Below are 18,526 nucleotides of genomic sequence, written 5' to 3' on the forward strand. Positions count from 1 at the left end.
AGCGGTCGGAAGTTCGAATCTTCCTGGGTGCACCATATTTCACAATGCTTATCGCAGATGCAGAATTGCATAGTGATTAAGTGTTGCCGGTAGCACAAAGGATGATAACGTTGCTTTAGCAACGGCCCGTAGGGCGAAACGCTCGCGTTGAGTCATCTTCTTGGGTGCACCATATTTGGTTTCTCTGAGGTAACATACCTTGTCGTATGATAGTCAGAGAGACTGATGACACTAAGAGAGTGAGGCGCTTGCGCCGAATAACCTCCCAGATATGTCATCTTAAGACCTCGTCATTGACGGGGTTTTTTTTTATCTAAAATCCACCGTGCATAGTATTTTCCGGCAGAATTTTTCCTCATATCCATTGTCTTTTCAATTAATTCCCCCTGAAACTCTCAGAGCGACAACGTAATAGCTTTGCGTTAAAGTAACCTTCCATATATTCACCATCGTTACGGAGCTGCAATCAATGTACGATCGCTTTCAAGGACTGATTTTTGATATGGACGGCACTCTACTCGATACCGAGCCTACGCATCGTCTGGCTTGGCGGCAGGTGCTTTCCCAATACGGAATGACCTACGACGAACATGCGATGGTGGCACTGAATGGCTCTCCAACTTGGCGTATTGCCCAAGTTATTATAGAAAATAACCAAGCGGATATGGACCCACATCATCTTGCTGCATTGAAAACGGCTGCGGTAGAAGCCATGTTACTGGATAGTGTAACGCCGCTTCCGTTGATCGATGTGGTGCGAGCCTACAAAGGCAAAAGACCGATGGCAGTGGGAACTGGGAGTGAACACCGGATGGCAGATGCATTGTTGCGCCATTTGGGGCTGCGTGATTGTTTTCAAGCGATCGTCGGTGCCGATGATGTTAAGCGGCATAAGCCAGAACCAGACACATTCTTACGCTGCGCGGAGCTTATCGGCGTAGCGCCTAAAGATTGTATTGTGTTCGAAGATGCCGATTTTGGCATTCAGGCTGCTCAAAGCGCCAATATGGCGTGGGTTGACGTGCGTAAGTTGTAATGAGTTCTCTCCTGACATTAGGCGCTATGTTTGCCAGTAGCTTCACTAGCGCGACGCTATTGCCGGGAAATTCAGAAATTGTTTTAACTGCCTTGCTGTTAGCGGGGCAGGTTTCTCCGTGGTGGTTAGTGCTGACAGCGATTGTTGGCAATATTCTGGGCGGATTAACAAATGTCATCATTGGTCGTCTGCTGCCGGACATGAAACCGCAGCGGGGGTTACAGCTGTCGTTACGCTGGTTACAACGCTATGGCGCGGTAACATTGTTGCTCAGTTGGGTACCTATCATTGGTGATTTACTCTGTGTGTTAGCAGGTTGGCTGCGAATGCCGTGGGTACCCGTGGCGCTTTATCTCAGTATTGGGAAGGCGGTGCGTTATGTGGTGTTAGCATGGCTGACGCTGCAGGGTATGTCATGGTGGTCATAAGCGAGAGTGGAAACGCTCAGCGGCAGAACATGAATGCTGGCAGTTATTATTTGATTAGCGGGAGGTCGACTTGATCCCGGACGTATCTAAAGCTCTGACTTGGCTGGAGTCGCATCCAGATGCCCTTAACGGAATTCGACGCGGAATTGAGCGTGAAACGCTTCGTGTAACGCCTGAAGGCCAATTGGCCGCTTCTGGTCACCCAGAAATATTGGGTAAAGCGTTGACTCATCCTTGGATAACCACTGACTTTGCCGAGTCTTTGCTGGAGTTTATTACTCCAGTCGATCCCAGCATCGATCACATGCTTTCCTTCTTAACGGATATTCATCGCTATGTAGCGCGTAATTTAGGCTCAGAGCGCATGTGGCCAATGAGCATGCCGTGCTTTATCAATAAAGAAGAAGATATTGTACTGGCACAGTATGGCTCATCTAACGTTGGTCGATTTAAAACGTTGTACCGTGAAGGTTTGAAGAATCGTTACGGTGCGCTGATGCAAACCATTTCTGGTGTGCACTATAACTTCTCGCTGCCCATTGATTTTTGGCGCGCATGGGCTGGCGTTGAAGATGCTGAAAGTGGCAAAGAGCAGATCTCCGCGGGATATTTCCGCCTGATCCGTAACTATTATCGCTTTGGCTGGGTGATCCCGTATCTGTTTGGTGCCTCACCGGCAATCTGTTCATCGTTCTTGAACGGTCGTGAAACCAATATTCCATTCGAGCGTGATGGGCATATGCTGTATCTGCCTTATGCAACCTCGCTGCGTTTGAGTGATTTAGGTTATACCAATAAATCGCAGAACGATTTAGGTATCACGTTCAATAACCTGCCTGATTATGTCACCGCGTTGAAAAAAGCGATTCATACGCCATCACCTGAGTTTGCTAAGCTTGGTGTGAAGGTGGATGGTCATTATCGCCAGCTCAATGCCAATGTTTTGCAGATCGAAAATGAACTCTACGCGCCGATTCGTCCAAAACGAGTTACTAAAGGCGATGAGTCACCGTCCGATGCGCTGTTGCGTGGCGGAATTGAATATATAGAAGTGCGCTCTCTGGATATCAATCCATTTACGGCTATCGGCGTGAATGCTGAGCAGTCACGCTTCTTGGATCTTTTCCTGATTTGGTGTGTACTGGCTGATGCGCCTGAAATGAGCAGTGATGAACTGCTGTGTACGCGCAAAAACTGGAACCGCGTGATCCTTGAAGGGCGTAAGCCTGGCCAAACTATTGGTATTGGCTGTGATACCGAGCGCCAGCCGCTTGCGAAAGTAGGTAAAGAGCTGTTTGCTGATTTGCAGCGCGTTGCTGAAGTATTAGATAGCATCAATGGGAATAAGCAATATCAGCAGGTTTGCACTAAGCTGGTAGCCTGTTTCGAAGATGCTTCATTGACTTATTCTGCTCAGGTACTGGAGCAGATGAAAGAAAAAGGTGTGGGTGGATTTGGTCGTGAACTGTCAGAACGTTATCGCGAACAGTTGAGCTCAGAGCCATTGGAAGTATTAACCGAAGAACAGTTGCAGCAGCAGGTGGAAGCGTCGATTAAACGTCAGGCCGCTATGGAAACTCAGGATTCAATGCCGGGTGCTATGGGGTTTGAGGAGTATCTGCACTTACACGCTGGGCGCTAGAAAAGAAAAAGGCCACAATACCTGTGGCCAAAATAGCATCTCTGTAGCAGGGATGATGATAACAAATGCGCGTCTTTCATATATTCAGACTCGCTGAGTTAGAAAAGGTTTCATAAAACCGAAAAAAAATTCATTTTTTTTATGAGGAGGTGACGAAATGCCACTACTGGATAGCTTCACTGTAGACCATACGCGTATGGCGGCACCTGCGGTGCGTGTAGCAAAAAATATGAAAACCCCGCACGGCGACAACATCACGGTCTTCGATTTGCGTTTTTGTCACCCGAACCAAGAGATCTTGCCTGAGCGCGGTATCCATACTCTTGAACATCTATTTGCTGGTTTCATGCGCGATCACCTGAACGGTAACGGCGTGGAGATTATCGACATCTCTCCAATGGGCTGCCGTACCGGGTTCTACATGAGCTTGATTGGTACGCCTGAAGAGTCTCGCGTGGCTAATGCGTGGAAAGCGGCTATGGAAGATGTGCTGAAGGTGACTGACCAGCGTAAAATTCCTGAACTCAATGAATATCAGTGCGGAACGTACTCTATGCACTCATTGCAGGAAGCGCATGAAATTGCTCGCCACATCCTAGAGAAAGGCGTTGGGGTTAACCACAACGACGATCTCGCCCTGCCTAAAGAAAAACTGGCCGAGCTGCATATCTAGTCTCGTTTTCTCTAAACGCAAGACACAAAAAAGGCGCTGAATGCGCCTTTTTTAATAGGGGAATTGGGCTACGAGCTATAGCGCTCGCTGTCTTCATTGGTTTTCTTACGTGCCACTGAAGAAACGCGAACCTGCTTAATCATGTTGTCCTGCACATCGAGGATTTGGATATGGTATTGGCCAATATTGACGTGAGCGCCCGGCAGTGGAATATCTTCTAATTCCTCAAGCAGCATGCCGTTCATGGTGCGGGGGCCATCTGCTGGAAGCGTCCAGTTGAATGCTTTATTAAGCTCACGAATATTGGCAGTTCCATCGACAAGCACAGAGCCATCACTTTGCGGCATGACCTCTTCTGCTAAAGAGGGGGACATCGACGTCGTAAAGTCGCCGACAATTTCTTCGAGGATATCTTCAACGGAAACCAACCCTTTGATATCACCGTATTCATCTACCACGATGCCCATTTTTTCTTTGTTACGCTGAAATTTGAGCAGTTGGACGCTGAGATGAGTGCTTTCTGGAATGTAATAAATTTCGTCAGCGGCACGCAGTAAGTTCTCTTTATTGAACTCTTTCTTTTCAATCATCAGGCGATAGGCTTCGCGTACACGCAGCATGCCAATCGAATCATCAAGTGAACCGCGGTATAAGACGATGCGTCCGTGTGGTGAATGCGTCAGCTGGCGCAGGATTGATTTCCAGTCATCATTGATATCAATACCGACGATTTCATTGCGCGGCACCATAATGTCGTCGACAGTCACTTTTTCAAGATCCAGAACTGAAATCAACATGTCCTGATTACGACGTGAAATCTGTGAATTGGATTCGTTCACGATAGACCGAAGTTCATCTTTACTCACTGCATCGCTTGGATGCGCCGTGGCTCGAATCCCAAACATGCGCAGCAGAATGCGTGTAATGCCGTTTAGAAACCAAACTAACGGCATCATGATTTTTTGCAGCGGCAGCAATAACACACTGCTTGGGAAAGCGACTCTTTCGGGATTGAGCGCAGCAAACGTTTTTGGCAACACTTCGGCAAACACTAACACCACGAAGGTCAGCACGCCGGTTGCAATGGCTACGCCTGCGTTTCCATACAAACGGATACCGACAATAGTTGCTAAGGCTGAGGCCAAAATATTGACGAGGTTGTTGCCGATGAGCACCAAACTGATTAGGCGATCGGGATGTTTAAGTAGTTTTTCAACACGACGAGCGGAACGTGATCCCTGCTTGGAGAGATGGCGGAGGCGGTAGCGGTTGAGTGTCATCATCCCTGTTTCTGATGCAGAAAAATAGGCTGAGACAATGACCATAATTACCAGAATGGTAATCAGTGTACCCGTAGAGACGTGCTCCAAGGAGGTGTTCCTTATAACGATTGAACGGTTCACCCCGTAGTATCACGGGGTGAGCGAAAAAGAGGAGGGGAGTTAGTTTACCATGACTTCCTGAAGAAGACGGCTGCCAAAATAAGCCATCGTCAGTAAAAATGCGCCCAGCAAGCTGAACCATACGACGCGGCGTCCACGCCAGCCTTCACGGAAGTGCCCCCACAGTAATAAAACATAGACAAACCATGCCAAAATCGACAGCACGGCTTTATGCACGTTTTCTTTGCTAAACAAGTTATCCATGTACAACATGCCAGTGCACAGGGTGAGTGTCAGTAGCACAACACCGACCTGCGTAATATGAAACATCTTGCGTTCGATGCTCATCAACGGTGGCATATCAGCGGTAAACGTGAGTTTTTTGTTTTTCAGCAGATAGTCGAGAAGCGCAAGCTGTAGGGCATAGAGCGCAGCAATGATCAGCGTTGCGTAAGAGAATAACGCCAGACCAATGTGAATCATCAGAGACGGCGTCGTTTCTAGATGGGTGATGAACTCCCCTGGAACGAAGCTGGCGAGCCCGAGATTAATTAAGGCAAAGCTGTATACAATTGGCAGCAAAAACCAGCCACGGTCACGTGAGGCGACAATAGTCATCACAAAACAGATCATCAGGCTTACGATCGAACCAATGTTCAGTAAGCTAAGATTTTGTCCGGTGGTGACATCAAAGACGCGAGCCTGAAGTGCAACGGCGTGGCTAATGAGCGCAACAGCGGCGAACAAAAGCGCCAAGCGGCGATAGGCTCGGTTGTTTTGTACCAGACTCGGAATGATTAAGCCGAGGCTGAGTAAGTAGGTAATCATGGCCAATATGGCAAATGCAGGCATGGTGAATTTGGCATTAGCAGAGTGAATTATGAGGCCAGTATAGCGTTAGCCGCGTCACGCTCCAACCAATCCGCGCAGCAAGGAGGAGAAAGGTGCCATCTTCGTGTTATACTCGCCGCCATCTACGTCGTCGCCTTGACGGCCAGTCTTAACGTTGAGCAGAAACAATGTTTGAAAATTTAAGCGATCGATTGTCGCGCTCATTGCGCAACATCAGCGGCCGCGGGCGGCTGACCGAAGAAAATATTAAAGACACCTTGCGTGAAGTACGCATGGCATTACTGGAAGCGGACGTTGCGCTACCGGTAGTCCGTGACTTCATCAATCGTGTTAAAGAAAGTGCCGTAGGGCACGAAGTGAACAAAAGCCTGACCCCAGGGCAAGAGTTCGTCAAAATCGTTAAAAACGAACTGACGAACGCCATGGGCGAAGTTAACACCGAGCTGAACCTCGCCGCACAGCCGCCTGCTGTTGTATTGATGGCGGGTTTGCAAGGCGCGGGTAAAACAACCAGCGTGGGTAAACTCGGTAAGTTTCTTAAAGAGAAACATAAGAAGAAAGTGTTGGTGGTTTCTGCCGACGTTTATCGCCCAGCGGCGATTAAACAGCTAGAAACCTTGGCTCAGCAAGTGAGCATCGATTTCTTCCCGTCCGATGTTAAAGAGAAGCCAATCGAGATTGTTAGCCGTGCTTTACAGCATGCTAAACAGAAATTTTATGATGTTCTGATCGTCGATACCGCGGGTCGTTTGCACGTTGACGAAGCGATGATGGACGAGATCAAACAGGTTCATGCCGCGATTAATCCGGTTGAAACACTGTTTGTTGTTGATGCCATGACAGGTCAGGATGCGGCGAACACCGCCAAAGCCTTTAATGAAGCGCTGCCGTTAACCGGCGTGGTGCTGACAAAGGTCGATGGTGATGCGCGCGGTGGTGCGGCTTTATCTATTCGCCATATCACGGGTAAACCGATCAAGTTCTTGGGCGTGGGTGAAAAGACCGAAGCGCTGGAACCGTTCTACCCAGACCGTGTGGCTTCTCGTATTCTTGGTATGGGCGACGTTCTGTCGCTTATCGAAGATATTGAGAGCAAAGTTGACCGTGCACAGGCTGAGAAGCTGGCACAGAAACTGAAGAAAGGTGACGGCTTCGATCTCACCGACTTTATGGATCAGCTTAAGCAAATGCGTAACATGGGCGGGATGACCTCAATGCTGGCAAAAATGCCAGGCATGGGGCAACTACCAGAAAACGTTAAATCTCAGATGGATGACAAACTCTTGGTGCGTATGGAGGCGATTATTAGCTCCATGACGCTGAAAGAGCGTGCCAACCCAGAAATTATCAAGGGCTCGCGTAAACGTCGTATCGCGCAGGGTTCTGGTATGCAAGTGCAGGACGTCAACCGTTTACTTAAACAATTTGATGAAATGCAGCGTATGATGAAGAAGATGAAGAAAGGCGGCTTGTCGAAAATGATGCGTGGCATGAAAGGTATGATGCCACCCGGATTCCCTGGTCGTTAATCCCTCCTTTTGCCTATTTTAGCAACTGCAACCGAGGCGTAAGTACGCTTTCGGTTGCTTTTCGCGCCAAAGTGAGTAAAATTTTCGGGCTTTTATGTTCGTTAAGAACAACAGACACCGGACTCCGTTCCTCGATGGGGTCTGGTGTTCTATTAACTAATGAGGATGTTATGGTAACAATTCGTTTAGCACGTGGCGGCGCTAAAAAGCGTCCGTTTTATCAAGTAGTAGTAACTGACAGCCGTAATGCACGTGACGGCCGTTTCATCGAGCGCGTTGGCTTCTTCAACCCGCTGGCAGCAGGTCAGGCAGAAGCTCTGCGTCTGGATCTGGATCGCGTAAGCCACTGGGTTGGTTTAGGCGCTACTGTTTCTGATCGCGTTGCTGCGCTGATCAAAGAAGCTAAGAAAGCTGCTTAATCCGTTGCGGTGGTCACAATGAGCAAACAACTTACTAATCCCGTGGTACTCGGGAAACTGGGTTCTTCATATGGTATTCGCGGTTGGCTCAGAGTGTTTTCATCCACCGAAGACGCCGAAAGCATTTTTGAATATCAGCCGTGGTTTATCCAGCAGGCTGGTCAGTGGCAGCATGTCGAGCTAGAAAGCTGGAAGCGCCACAATCAGGATTTGGTTATCAAAATCAAAGGTGTTGATGACCGAGATGCGGCAAATGCACTAACGAATCGCGAGATCGTAGTGGAAGAGTCGCAGTTGCCAGAACTGGAAGATGGCGACTATTACTGGAAAGACCTTATGGGTTGCCAGGTAGTCACTACCGCCGGTTATGAACTGGGCAAGATCATCGATATGATGGAAACCGGTTCTAACGACGTTATGGTCGTTAAAGCAAACCTGAAAGATGCATTCGGTATCAAGGAGCGGTTGATTCCGTTCCTCGACGGGCAGGTAATCAAGAAAGTCGATCTCGCTACTCACATTGTTGAAGTAGATTGGGATCCTGGTTTTTGACCTCCAATTATTGGAAGGCGTGTAGCATCCGTTGTTGAAAGGGTATGGCGCTATGTGGATTGAGTTATGTGGATCGGTATAGTTAGCTTATTTCCTGAGATGTTCCGCGCAATCACTGATTACGGGGTAACTAGCCGGGCTGTTAAGAATGGCCTGCTAAGCGTGCAGTGCTGGAGTCCACGAGACTTCACGCACGATCGGCATCGCACCGTTGATGACCGTCCTTATGGCGGTGGTCCGGGGATGTTGATGATGGTTCAACCTTTACGGGAAGCTATCCACGCTGCAAAAGCAGCGGCAGGCGAAGGGGCGAAAGTGATTTATCTCTCGCCGCAGGGTCGCAAACTTGACCAGCAAGGTGTTTGCGAGCTGGCAACAAACGAGAAATTAATTCTGGTTTGTGGCCGGTATGAAGGTATAGATGAGCGTGTAATCCAAACCGAAATTGATGAAGAATGGTCAATCGGAGATTACGTACTTAGCGGCGGTGAGCTTCCTGCCATGACGCTGATTGATTCTGTCTCACGGTTTATTCCGGGAGTTTTGGGTCATCAAGCTTCAGCAGAGGAAGATTCATTTGCCGACGGACTGCTGGATTGTCCGCACTTTACACGCCCTGAAGTGTTAGAAGGCATGGAGGTACCGCCGGTTTTACTGTCGGGAAATCATGCAGAGATTCGTCGCTGGCGCTTGAAGCAGTCGCTGGGCCGTACCTGGCTTAGAAGACCTGAACTTCTAGAAAGCCTAGCTCTGACTGACGAGCAAGCGAAGCTGTTGGCCGAGTTCCGCAAGGAATATCGTCTAGAACAGCAAGACCATGAAGGGAACGTTTAAGCGACTTGTTTATCAAGGCTGAACGACCCGATATATCAGTTTACCTAGGGTAAGAGACATATTATGAGCAACATTATTAAACAGATCGAACAAGAGCAGATGAAGCAAGACGTACCTGCATTCCGTCCAGGTGATTCTCTGGAAGTTAAGGTATGGGTCGTTGAAGGTTCTAAAAAACGTCTGCAGGCATTCGAGGGCGTGGTTATTGCAATCCGTAACCGCGGTCTGCACTCTGCATTCACTGTTCGTAAGATTTCTAACGGCGAAGGTGTTGAGCGTGTATTCCAGACTCATTCACCAGTAATCGACAGCATTACTGTTAAACGTCGTGGTGCCGTTCGTAAAGCTAAACTGTACTACCTGCGTGAGCGTACCGGTAAATCAGCTCGTATCAAAGAGCGTCTGGGCGCTAAAGCGTAAGCAACATCCAAACGTTATTAGTTTTAAAGGGGTTAGCATTGCGCTAACCCCTTTTTTTATGGCTGTCATTGCATGATGAAATGGCACAAAAAAGCCCGCAGCTAAACGGGCTTTTTCTATTGAGTCACAAAGCTACTTTTACAGATTGTATCGCAGGGTAATCGCTGTAGACGTGTCGGTTTTCTTTGGCGCACTGGCCGGAGGCTCGGTGTTGTACACCACGTTGTATGAAAGACGCAGAGAGAAGTCGTCATTGATCCCAACGTTTAGCGCGGTTTCTGAGTTGACCGTGGTGTCATCGTTGGCCATAACAGAAACACCCTGCGTGAACTGCGTATTTTTGGTGAGCTGGTAAGCGTAGTTGCCTGCCGCATAGGCTAATGCCTGAGTCTCACGTCCACCGCCATGATATTCGTCGTGACGAACACCCGGACCAAATTCTACACGCAGATTTTGCGCTGGCGTTGCCAGCACTTGGCGGCCGTAACCTAAGGTTCCTGTTGAGCGGGAATCATAGCCAGCATAGCGGTCGTTGATCCAACTGCCTTGACCGAAAATATAGTTGTCAGGGCTAAGGTTATAGCGTGAACGAGCGCCTGCCTGATATTTCTCTGAAGAACGAGTGTCGCCTGATTTAGTGTTATTTGCCGTTCCCCATAGGCTATATGCCGTTTCAGGGTTAAACCAAGTCATTGTAGTGTTAGCCAGCAGGTTCGAGCTCTCAGAGTTGCCTGATTGAGAGTTATAACCTGCTTGAACGTTACCATCGAAACTCTTCTTCGCCGTTGTTGGATCATCCATCGCGGTGAATAGCGAGGTATCAGCAAAAGCAGCGGAGCTAGTTAAAGCAGACAAGATAGACAGGCACAGGGGCATTGCGCGGTATGCGCGTGTAGAAAGCATGATGGTTCCAGTAACGAGATAATGCCAAAGTTGACAAGCGTCACATTATAGCGGGTCGTCTGCTGGCTCAGAATGGGTTCATTTAGCTTATTTTTGGTGTTTTCGCCAGCAGGTTATGCTCTTTATTTATATGCGAGCAATAGTCTGTGGAGGAACCGGTATTTGCAGTGACAAATACCGGTTAGCTGAAAGCTACATGAAGGATGTGACGAGCACATAACCAACGATACAAGAGGTGATTACGCCAATAAAGCCAGGCAGGATAAAGCTATGGTTGATGATGAACTTACCTATTTTAGTGGTACCGGAACGGTCAAACCCAATACAGGCTAAGTCGCTTGGGTAGGTCGGTAAAACAAAGTAGCCATAAGCAGCAGGGAAGAAGGCAATGAGCATCTTCGGATCGACTCCGAGTTGTAACCCCATTGGTGCAATGGCGGTTAAAGCCGCTGCTTGGCTGTTGACGAGCTTAGACACTAAAAACAGCACCAGAGCATAAGTCCATGGTTGGGACTTCACCACATCCTCTAGAACAAGTTTAAGGTCCTGCATGTGCGCTTGGAAGAACGTGTCGCTCATCCATGCCACACCGAATACGGAGAAAATGGCAACCATACCGGCTTTAAATACGGCACCGCTTGAGATATCAGCAGGTTTCACCTTACAAGCCATTAAGATGATGGCACCAGCGATGAGCATCATCATCTGGATAACCAGATTCATCGACAGTGGCTTCATTACGCCTTTTATTTCATAAGATGGGCGTAACTCAGAGAACGCCCCTAGCAGAACTACCACTAAGATTGCAGCGAAAAAGATCCATGTAGACCAGTAAGCACGTTTGTCGAACTTCTGGTTCAGCAAGGTTTCACTGTTGCCATAGATAAATTCACGCTGTTTGGGATCGCTGATTTTTGCTTGGAATTCAGGATCTTTATCTAAGTCTTTACCACGACGCAGACTCCACAGTGCGGCAACGATAACGCCACACAGCGAGGCAGGAACGGAAATTGCCAAGATTTCTAGAATGCTATAGGCGTGGCCAATTCCGTGAGCGGCACCCAAAATGGAAACGAGGGAGACAACCGCGACAGAGACCGGCGACGCGGTGATTGCCATTTGTGATGCGACTGAGGCGACGGCCATTGGGCGTTCTGGACGAATACCTTTCTTTAAAGCGATATCGGAGATAATCGGGAACATGGTGTAAACCACGTGGCCGGTACCGCAGAGGAAAGTCAGTGTCCATGTCGTTAACGGCGCTAAAATCGTGATGTGCTGTGGATGTTTGCGCAGCAATCGCTCTGCAAACTGCATCATAACGTTCAGGCCGCCTGCGGTTTGTAATACTGAAGCACAACCGATAACGGCAAGGATGGTTAGAATAACTTCAACCGGCGGTTTGCCGGGTTCAAGACCGAAAATAAAGGTTAAGCAGAAGAGTCCAATCCCACTGATGAGACCGAGTCCCATCCCGCCGTAGCGCGTCCCCAGTAATAAACAAAGAATAATTATCGCAAATTGTAGCGTTATCATAAGTTCCCTTTTAAAAATTAACCCAAAAGTACTAGGTTTAATATCCATGAGCTTTATGTGCTAATCTGCGAATGAGATCTCTGTTTATAAAAACGAGTGAAGCAATTTCAAATAAAATTGATCTAAATAAACATACTGATACATATCTATTCTGACTTGTTGCTTTTTATTGCTTCCTACTATCGCGGCAACGTTTTATTTATCCCTTGCTGCCATTTAAGACGTAATTCCGCAATATTCACGGCGCTGTCACAGCTGGCAGGAAAGGGCTTACCTTGCGCTCCCCACTGTTCAATAGTGAAAGATTGGCACAGCTGATGCGCACCATGGTTGTAACCGTCTAAATACGCCGCCCGATCAACGTCAGGATTCCCATACCATTCAGTCAACGCGTCATTATCGCGTACTACTTTCCCCGTGCTGGCATCTTCAAAACCGGCGTTAAACCACATTGAGCCTTTATCCACGCCCCCCGGATACTGAGTACAGGCTGAAAGGGCAAGGCACAAAATAAAGATATGATTTTTTATCATCACGCCACCTTTATTGGGGGGATTTGGGGAAATGGAATAGTCCATCTTTACAGTAAAGTGTATTTATTACGTAATGCCCAAGCGTTCTTTTAAGTTTTTCAGATAGCGGCGGCTGACTGGAATTCTTTTCCCTGTGTGGGTTATCACTTCGGCTGAGCCATTATCCAAAAGCTGAATTTCGCTGAGGCGATCTGCATTGACCATATATTGACGATGGCAGCGAACAAAAGGCGTTTTTTCTTCCAGCGTTTTGAGCGTGAGCTGTGTATATCCGCTTTGGTGGATACCTACGACATGGATACCGCTAAGCTCGGACGACAGGTATTCAACCTCATCTAACTTGAGCAGAAAGATGCGATTTAATCCGTGGCAGGGAATATGTTTAAGTTGAGGTTCGCTAAATGGCTGTAAATTTTGTTTTACATTGATGCCTTTTTGCAAGCGCTCTAACGTCTTGCTCAAACGGCTGCTATCAATTGGCTTAAGCAGATAATCGAAGGCGTGTTTTTCAAATGCTTGAATAGCATATTCATCAAATGCGGTGACAAAAACGATATATGGCATAGTGTCGGGATCGAGCATAGAGACCAATTCTAGGCCGCTAATTCGTGGCATTTGTATATCAAGAAAGATCACATCCGGCTGTAATTTATGAATAGCCGGAATCGCTTCCAGCGCGTTGCTGCACTGGGCTATCACCTCAATACGGGCGTGTTTGGTTAATAGCTCATTAAGTTCGTCGCGCGCGGGTTGTTCGTCGTCAACAATGATGACTTTAAGCATGTGTCCTCCATGATGTAATCGCCATTTTATCATGCTTAAACCATCGGCCTTCAGGGCAATAGCAAAACTGAGCGTTGCCTCAAATTTTGTTGAGAAGTGTAGTGTAAAGTTTACGGTAATTATTTCTTTACACTAATGGGTTGAAAACTTTACATGGCATGATATGGTGGTTCTCAGACGCACTCACGCAAGCAGTAAAGATTCAAATCATCACGAGCGTCATCACTCAATTAAGGGCAGGAACTATCATGATTATGCAAAAAGACGCATTAAATAACGTGCACATTAGCGACGAACAAATACTGATCACCCCAGAAGAATTAAAAAATCGCTTTCCACTGAGTTCGCAGCTGCAAGAACAGATCGCGGCTTCTCGTCAGGACATCGCGAATATTTTGGAAGGTAAAGATCATCGTCTGTTGGTTGTCTGTGGCCCTTGTTCTATTCATGATACTGATGCTGCTCTTGATTATGCCCGTCGTTTGCAGTCCATCTCAGCTGAGTTGCGTGACCAGCTGTATATCGTGATGCGTGTGTACTTTGAAAAACCAAGAACGACTGTGGGTTGGAAAGGCCTGATTAACGATCCTCACATGGACGGCTCGTTTGACGTTGAAGCTGGTTTTATCAAAGCACGCGAACTGCTCTTGAACTTGGTTGAAATGGGGCTGCCATTGGCAACCGAAGCATTAGACCCTAACTCACCACAGTTTTTAGGCGATCTATTCAGCTGGTCGGCGATTGGTGCTCGCACCACGGAATCACAAACACACCGCGAAATGGCCTCTGGGTTGTCGATGCCGGTTGGCTTTAAAAATGGTACCGACGGTAGTTTGGGAACCGCGATCAATGCAATGAAAGCGGCTTCTATGGCGCACCGTTTTGTGGGGATCAACCAATCAGGACAGGTTTGTTTACTTCAAACTCAGGGTAACCCTCATGGCCATGTCATTTTGCGCGGGGGTAAAACACCAAACTACTCAGCGGAGCATGTGGCTGAGTGCGAGATCCAAATGCAAAAAGCAGGATTACGCCCTGCACTGATGATCGACTGTAGCCATGGCAATTCAAATAAAGACTTCCGTCGCCAATCGGCGGTAGCTGAATCAGTTGTTGAGCAAATTAGTGCCGGAAATCAGTCTATTATTGGTGTTATGCTAGAAAGTAATATCTTTGAAGGTAACCAAAGTTCAGAGCAGCCACGCAGTGAAATGAAATACGGTGTTTCGGTAACAGATGCCTGCATTGATTGGGGAACAACGGATACGCTGCTGCGTGGTATGCATCAAAAACTAGGCGCAACGCTACGTAGCCGTAGCGCAGGAGAATAAGCATCATGGTGGCGGAACTAACCGCATTGCGGGATCAAATCGATGAAGTTGATAAGGCACTGCTGGATTTATTAGCGCGCCGTCTACAACTGGTAGCCGAAGTGGGCGAAGTAAAAAGCCGCTATGGTTTGCCGATTTATGTTCCTGAACGTGAAGCATCAATGCTGGCATCTCGCCGTAAAGAAGCTGAGCTGTTAGGTGTGCCACCCGATCTGATTGAAGATGTTCTGCGGCGCGTAATGCGTGAGTCTTACTCCAGTGAAAACGACAAAGGCTTTAAAAGCTTAAAGCCGGATTTACGTCCCGTTGTCATTGTTGGAGGCCGAGGCCAGATGGGGCGCCTGTTCGAGAAAATGCTGCAACTCTCTGGCTATGAAGTGCGCATTCTTGAACAAGATGATTGGCCGAAAGCCGAAGCGCTATGCGCAGATGCAGGCATGGTTATCGTGAGTGTGCCAATCCATCTCACCGAGCAGGCGATTGCGCGTTTACCGAAGCTTCCTGCCGATTGTTTATTGGTGGATCTGGCATCGGTTAAAAATAAACCGTTGCAGGCCATGCTCGCTGCGCATGGTGGCCCTGTATTAGGGTTACACCCGATGTTTGGGCCTGACGTGGGCAGTTTGGCAAAGCAGGTGGTGGTTTATTGTGATGGGCGCCAGCCGGAGGCTTACCAATGGCTGTTAGAGCAGCTACAGGTTTGGGGGGCGAGACTTCATCGCATCAGCGCCGTTGAGCACGATCAGAATATGGCGTTCATTCAGGCGCTGCGTCACTTTGCGACTTTTGCTTATGGCTTACATTTGGCAGAAGAGAATGTTCAGCTTGAACAACTGCTGGCGCTTTCGTCTCCGATTTATCGTTTAGAACTGGTGATGGTTGGGCGGCTGTTTGCACAGGATCCGCAACTCTATGCAGATATCATCATGTCATCAGAGAACAATTTGGCGCTGATTAAACGTTACTACCAGCGATTTGGTGAGGCTATTGCCTTGCTTGAAAGCCACGATAAAGCGGCGTTTATTGATAGCTTCAAAAAAGTGGAGCACTGGTTTGGCGATCATGCCCAGCATTTCCAAGCGGAAAGCCGAGCGCTGTTACGTCAGGCCAACGATAGCCGGAAATAGCCACTCGATAATTTAGAGATCAAAAGCCTGCTTATGCAGGCTTTTGTGTTTTATACAGGGGATCAAACCGGGACGATATTTTCACTTGGGTAGCACCCGAGTGTTTTCAGCGAACGAGTGATTGCTTGCAAATCTTTCAGCGCGGATTTCATTGCCGCATCATTGGCATTGGCCTGTACATCCAGATAGAACATCTCTTCCCAAGGGTTGCCGTTGATCGGGCGAGACTCCAATTTCGTGATAACAATATTGTGTTCACGAAAGACTAACAGCGCTTCGACCAACGCACCTGATTGCTGCCCCGTCGCCATAATCAGCGTAGTTTTTGCAGGCACCTGAGAGGTGACATCAATGGCCTTACGCGCGAGAACGATAAAACGCGTGATATTTTGTTGCTGGTTTGCCAGATTTTGTTCCAGTGGCTGTAGGCCATAAAGCGAGCCACCGGCCTCACTGCCAAGTGCTGCCGCGTGCGGTGAGTTGAGCGCAGCAACTTTCTCCATTGCCGCAGCGGTGCTTTCACAGTATTCAATTTTCCACTGAGGATAGGCATTAAGGAACTGGCTGCATTGCTGGAATGGCTGAGGATGGCTGTAAACCGTTTGAATATCACTGAGGCGTGTCTCACCGGTGACTAACACGCAATGATCGATAGGAATGGTGAGCTCGCCGACAATCGACAGGCTGGTGTGTTGCAGCAGGTCGTAAACGTCGTTGATTGAACCTGAGCTGGTATTTTCAATCGGCAACACGGCAAAGTCGGCTTGACCGGTTTCGACATGATTGAAGATATCCTGAAAACGATGGCATCCACATTCAATCAGCTGTTCGAAGTGACGCGCGGCATATTGGCGAGCGGCGAGGTGGGAGTAAGAACCCTTTGGCCCGAGGAAAGCAATGCGAGCAGACTTTTGTGTGGTGTGATTGTATTGATGCTGAAGCAGTGCCTGTTGGGTTAAGACGGAGTCTTCGATGATGAGCTGAAATAAACGAGTGATGTAGTGACCATCAAGATTAAGTGCTTTTCCTTGTTCGGTCAGAGAGTTCAATAGCTCTCGCTCGCGCTCTTTATCTCGAATAGGACGATGGCTTTTTTGTTTAGCTCGAGCGACGGCTTCAGCGAGTTCACGGCGTTCGCTCAATAGCGCCAGTAATTTGATATCGACGGCGCTGATCCGCTCACGTAATGCCAGTAATGGGTTGTCTGTTGTCATATCGAGCCTTTCTTATCGTGTATTGAAGTTGAGTTTGTAAGCGTTGAAATGAAAAAAGCCCCCCGATTGGGAGGCTTTTTTGTTTTTCTTCGCATGCTTTCTTTATACGGAAAAACGCCTCCCAATCAGGGGAAGGTAAAAAAGAATGCGAAGAGAAACAAAGATTGAGTCATGTAAAGCGCCTGTCGTAGTGGTTAGTGATGAGAGTAAAACCAGAACTTAACTTACCTGTGTTACTTTTGGGCTGTCAACAAAAAACGCGCCTCCTGGCGCGTTTAGTCGATGAGTAACTGGGGGAGGGATTTATTCTACGTCTTCCTCTGCTAAGTCGGCCTCTTCTAGGTTAGCTTCTTTGACACTGGTACTTGCGCGACGCGCTTCACCTTTATGTTGTACTTTATTGAGCTGACGTTCGAGTTTAGCAATCAGTTCGTTGATGGCGGCATACATGTCTTCATGTTTTGCGCTGGCAATCAACTGTCCGTTAGGCGTATTAATCGTGGCATCGGCAACATACAACTTTGGCTCTTTAGACAAAATGATATGCGGATTGATCAGATGCGTTTGCCATTTTTCCAGTTTACTTAGACGGTCCTCGACATGTTGACGAATGGCAGTGGTGATTTCCATTTGCTTACTGGTGATACTAATTGTCATATACATACCTCTCAGTCTTTTCCGTCTTGGTAATTTTAGAATAACGCCGTTTTCAAGAAAGTGTGAGACTAAAATCACGAATTTTTGTCACTTTTTGCAAAGATAAGTCGATTTGTGATTTTTAATAAGACATGGCGATTTAGGGCTTGAGTCAGACCGGAAGAACAAGCATAGTGGGGAAATCGGGACAGAAAAAACGGCTAAGCTCCGGCTTTGCTACGGCCTAAAAATTACATTATTGAGCGCCGACGTTTTCACCCCTACAGACCAAATACAAAAAAGGCAGCCACTGGCTGCCTTTTTGCTGTTCAAACATAATGAGCTGTTACGCTTTTGCTGAGTTATCAGCAATAATTTTGGCGACTTTGGCAGCCTGTGCGGTCAGGTTCATCTGTTTGTACGCATTTTCCATCAACGGTAATGCATCACGCGTTGCCTGAGTATCAGGATAGTTACGCAGCATCGTCTCTACACGGTTAACAACAGCGACGTAAGCACCGCGTTTGGTGTAGTATTGTGCAACGGACAGCTCATATTTTGCCAAACGGTCTTTCAGGTAGACAAGGCGTTTGGTGGCATCTGCGCTGTACTGACTATTTGGATAGCGCTGTACCAGCTGGCTAAAATCACGGAATGCCTGACGGGCATGCTCCGGATCGCGGTCAGAACGGTCAA

Annotated in this window: 20 protein-coding genes and 1 other annotated feature; of the genes, 11 read left to right on the forward strand and 9 right to left on the reverse strand. The window is 47.8% G+C overall.

What is annotated here, in order from left to right:
- Window positions 1–469 precede the first annotated feature (469 nt).
- From yqaB to luxS, 4 genes are all read left to right on the forward strand, one after another.
- A complete protein-coding gene (yqaB, locus tag RSC70_RS19775; RefSeq protein WP_282807511.1) occupies window positions 470–1,036 on the forward strand; it encodes a fructose-1-phosphate/6-phosphogluconate phosphatase in 567 nt (188 codons plus the stop codon).
- Complete coding sequence (locus RSC70_RS19780) at window positions 1,036–1,464, forward strand: YqaA family protein (protein WP_025801546.1); 429 nt, start codon at window positions 1,036–1,038, stop codon at window positions 1,462–1,464. Before yqaB ends, RSC70_RS19780 begins: the two co-directional genes overlap by 1 nt.
- 70 nt (window positions 1,465–1,534) lie before the next feature.
- Window positions 1,535–3,106, forward strand: a complete 1,572-nt coding sequence (gene gshA, locus RSC70_RS19785; RefSeq protein WP_040047203.1) for a glutamate--cysteine ligase — start codon at window positions 1,535–1,537, stop codon at window positions 3,104–3,106.
- A 157-nt stretch (window positions 3,107–3,263) separates the two neighbouring features.
- Complete coding sequence (gene luxS, locus RSC70_RS19790; protein WP_040047202.1) at window positions 3,264–3,779, forward strand: S-ribosylhomocysteine lyase; 516 nt, start codon at window positions 3,264–3,266, stop codon at window positions 3,777–3,779.
- Between the two features lie 68 nt (window positions 3,780–3,847).
- On the opposite strand, the gene RSC70_RS19795 is transcribed toward luxS, so the two are convergent.
- Both RSC70_RS19795 and RSC70_RS19800 read right to left on the reverse strand, forming a co-directional pair.
- Window positions 3,848–5,149, reverse strand: a complete 1,302-nt coding sequence (locus RSC70_RS19795; RefSeq protein ID WP_025801543.1) for an HlyC/CorC family transporter — start codon at window positions 5,147–5,149, stop codon at window positions 3,848–3,850.
- Window positions 5,150–5,221: 72 nt separating this feature from the next.
- A complete protein-coding gene (locus RSC70_RS19800; protein WP_130932868.1) occupies window positions 5,222–6,013 on the reverse strand; it encodes a cytochrome C assembly family protein in 792 nt (263 codons plus the stop codon).
- Between the two features lie 167 nt (window positions 6,014–6,180).
- Between RSC70_RS19800 and ffh the strand changes: the two genes are divergently transcribed.
- From ffh to rplS, 5 genes are all read left to right on the forward strand, one after another.
- Window positions 6,181–7,542 (forward strand): signal recognition particle protein, encoded by a 1,362-nt coding sequence (gene ffh, locus RSC70_RS19805; RefSeq protein WP_025801541.1) that lies wholly within the window; start codon window positions 6,181–6,183, stop codon window positions 7,540–7,542.
- Window positions 7,543–7,712: 170 nt separating this feature from the next.
- The gene (gene rpsP / locus RSC70_RS19810) at window positions 7,713–7,961 is read left to right on the forward strand and encodes a 30S ribosomal protein S16 (protein WP_008815161.1); all 249 of its coding nucleotides are present in this window, start codon (window positions 7,713–7,715) and stop codon (window positions 7,959–7,961) included.
- An 18-nt stretch (window positions 7,962–7,979) separates the two neighbouring features.
- Window positions 7,980–8,513 (forward strand): ribosome maturation factor RimM, encoded by a 534-nt coding sequence (gene rimM, locus RSC70_RS19815; RefSeq protein WP_020303496.1) that lies wholly within the window; start codon window positions 7,980–7,982, stop codon window positions 8,511–8,513.
- Window positions 8,514–8,579: 66 nt separating this feature from the next.
- Window positions 8,580–9,347, forward strand: coding sequence for a tRNA (guanosine(37)-N1)-methyltransferase TrmD (gene trmD, locus RSC70_RS19820; RefSeq protein ID WP_004090614.1), 768 nt, complete (start codon window positions 8,580–8,582; stop codon window positions 9,345–9,347).
- A 63-nt stretch (window positions 9,348–9,410) separates the two neighbouring features.
- Window positions 9,411–9,767, forward strand: coding sequence for a 50S ribosomal protein L19 (rplS, locus tag RSC70_RS19825; RefSeq protein WP_004090612.1), 357 nt, complete (start codon window positions 9,411–9,413; stop codon window positions 9,765–9,767).
- Between the two features lie 138 nt (window positions 9,768–9,905).
- Here rplS and RSC70_RS19830 read toward each other — a convergent pair whose 3' ends face one another.
- From RSC70_RS19830 to btsR, 4 genes are all read right to left on the reverse strand, one after another.
- Window positions 9,906–10,670 carry a DUF481 domain-containing protein gene (locus tag RSC70_RS19830; protein ID WP_040047198.1) on the reverse strand — a complete coding sequence of 255 codons (765 nt, stop codon included), beginning with the start codon at window positions 10,668–10,670 and terminating at the stop codon, window positions 9,906–9,908.
- Window positions 10,671–10,862: 192 nt separating this feature from the next.
- A complete protein-coding gene (locus RSC70_RS19835; protein WP_025801536.1) occupies window positions 10,863–12,206 on the reverse strand; it encodes an anaerobic C4-dicarboxylate transporter in 1,344 nt (447 codons plus the stop codon).
- 179 nt (window positions 12,207–12,385) lie between these two features.
- Entirely contained in the window at window positions 12,386–12,739 is a 354-nt protein-coding gene (locus RSC70_RS19840) for a DUF2799 domain-containing protein (RefSeq protein WP_115103619.1), read from the reverse strand.
- Between the two features lie 66 nt (window positions 12,740–12,805).
- Window positions 12,806–13,522: a two-component system response regulator BtsR gene (btsR, locus tag RSC70_RS19845; protein ID WP_282807512.1), complete on the reverse strand. Its 717-nt coding sequence runs from the start codon at window positions 13,520–13,522 to the stop codon at window positions 12,806–12,808.
- A gap of 248 nt (window positions 13,523–13,770) precedes the next feature.
- Here btsR and RSC70_RS19850 point away from each other — a divergent pair, with 248 nt between their 5' ends.
- Window positions 13,771–14,853 (forward strand): 3-deoxy-7-phosphoheptulonate synthase, encoded by a 1,083-nt coding sequence (locus RSC70_RS19850; RefSeq protein WP_269465698.1) that lies wholly within the window; start codon window positions 13,771–13,773, stop codon window positions 14,851–14,853.
- A 5-nt stretch (window positions 14,854–14,858) separates the two neighbouring features.
- Window positions 14,859–15,980 (forward strand): bifunctional chorismate mutase/prephenate dehydrogenase, encoded by a 1,122-nt coding sequence (tyrA, locus tag RSC70_RS19855; RefSeq protein WP_332543352.1) that lies wholly within the window; start codon window positions 14,859–14,861, stop codon window positions 15,978–15,980.
- A 62-nt stretch (window positions 15,981–16,042) separates the two neighbouring features.
- Here the strand turns inward: tyrA and pheA are convergent, their stop codons facing one another.
- The 3 genes from pheA to bamD form a co-directional block, all read right to left on the reverse strand.
- Window positions 16,043–17,194, reverse strand: coding sequence for a bifunctional chorismate mutase/prephenate dehydratase (pheA, locus tag RSC70_RS19860; RefSeq protein WP_332543354.1), 1,152 nt, complete (start codon window positions 17,192–17,194; stop codon window positions 16,043–16,045).
- Between the two features lie 48 nt (window positions 17,195–17,242).
- Window positions 17,243–17,368: a sequence feature (Phe leader region), on the reverse strand.
- Window positions 17,369–17,497: 129 nt separating this feature from the next.
- The gene (raiA, locus tag RSC70_RS19865; RefSeq protein WP_025801530.1) at window positions 17,498–17,851 is read right to left on the reverse strand and encodes a ribosome-associated translation inhibitor RaiA; all 354 of its coding nucleotides are present in this window, start codon (window positions 17,849–17,851) and stop codon (window positions 17,498–17,500) included.
- Window positions 17,852–18,176: 325 nt separating this feature from the next.
- Window positions 18,177–18,526 (reverse strand): outer membrane protein assembly factor BamD (bamD, locus tag RSC70_RS19870; protein ID WP_332543356.1); only part of this gene is annotated, 350 nt, incomplete at its 5' end.

The sequence above is a fragment of the Hafnia sp. genome, assembly GCF_036648275.1.
GTDB classification, from domain to species: domain Bacteria; phylum Pseudomonadota; class Gammaproteobacteria; order Enterobacterales; family Enterobacteriaceae; genus Hafnia; species Hafnia alvei.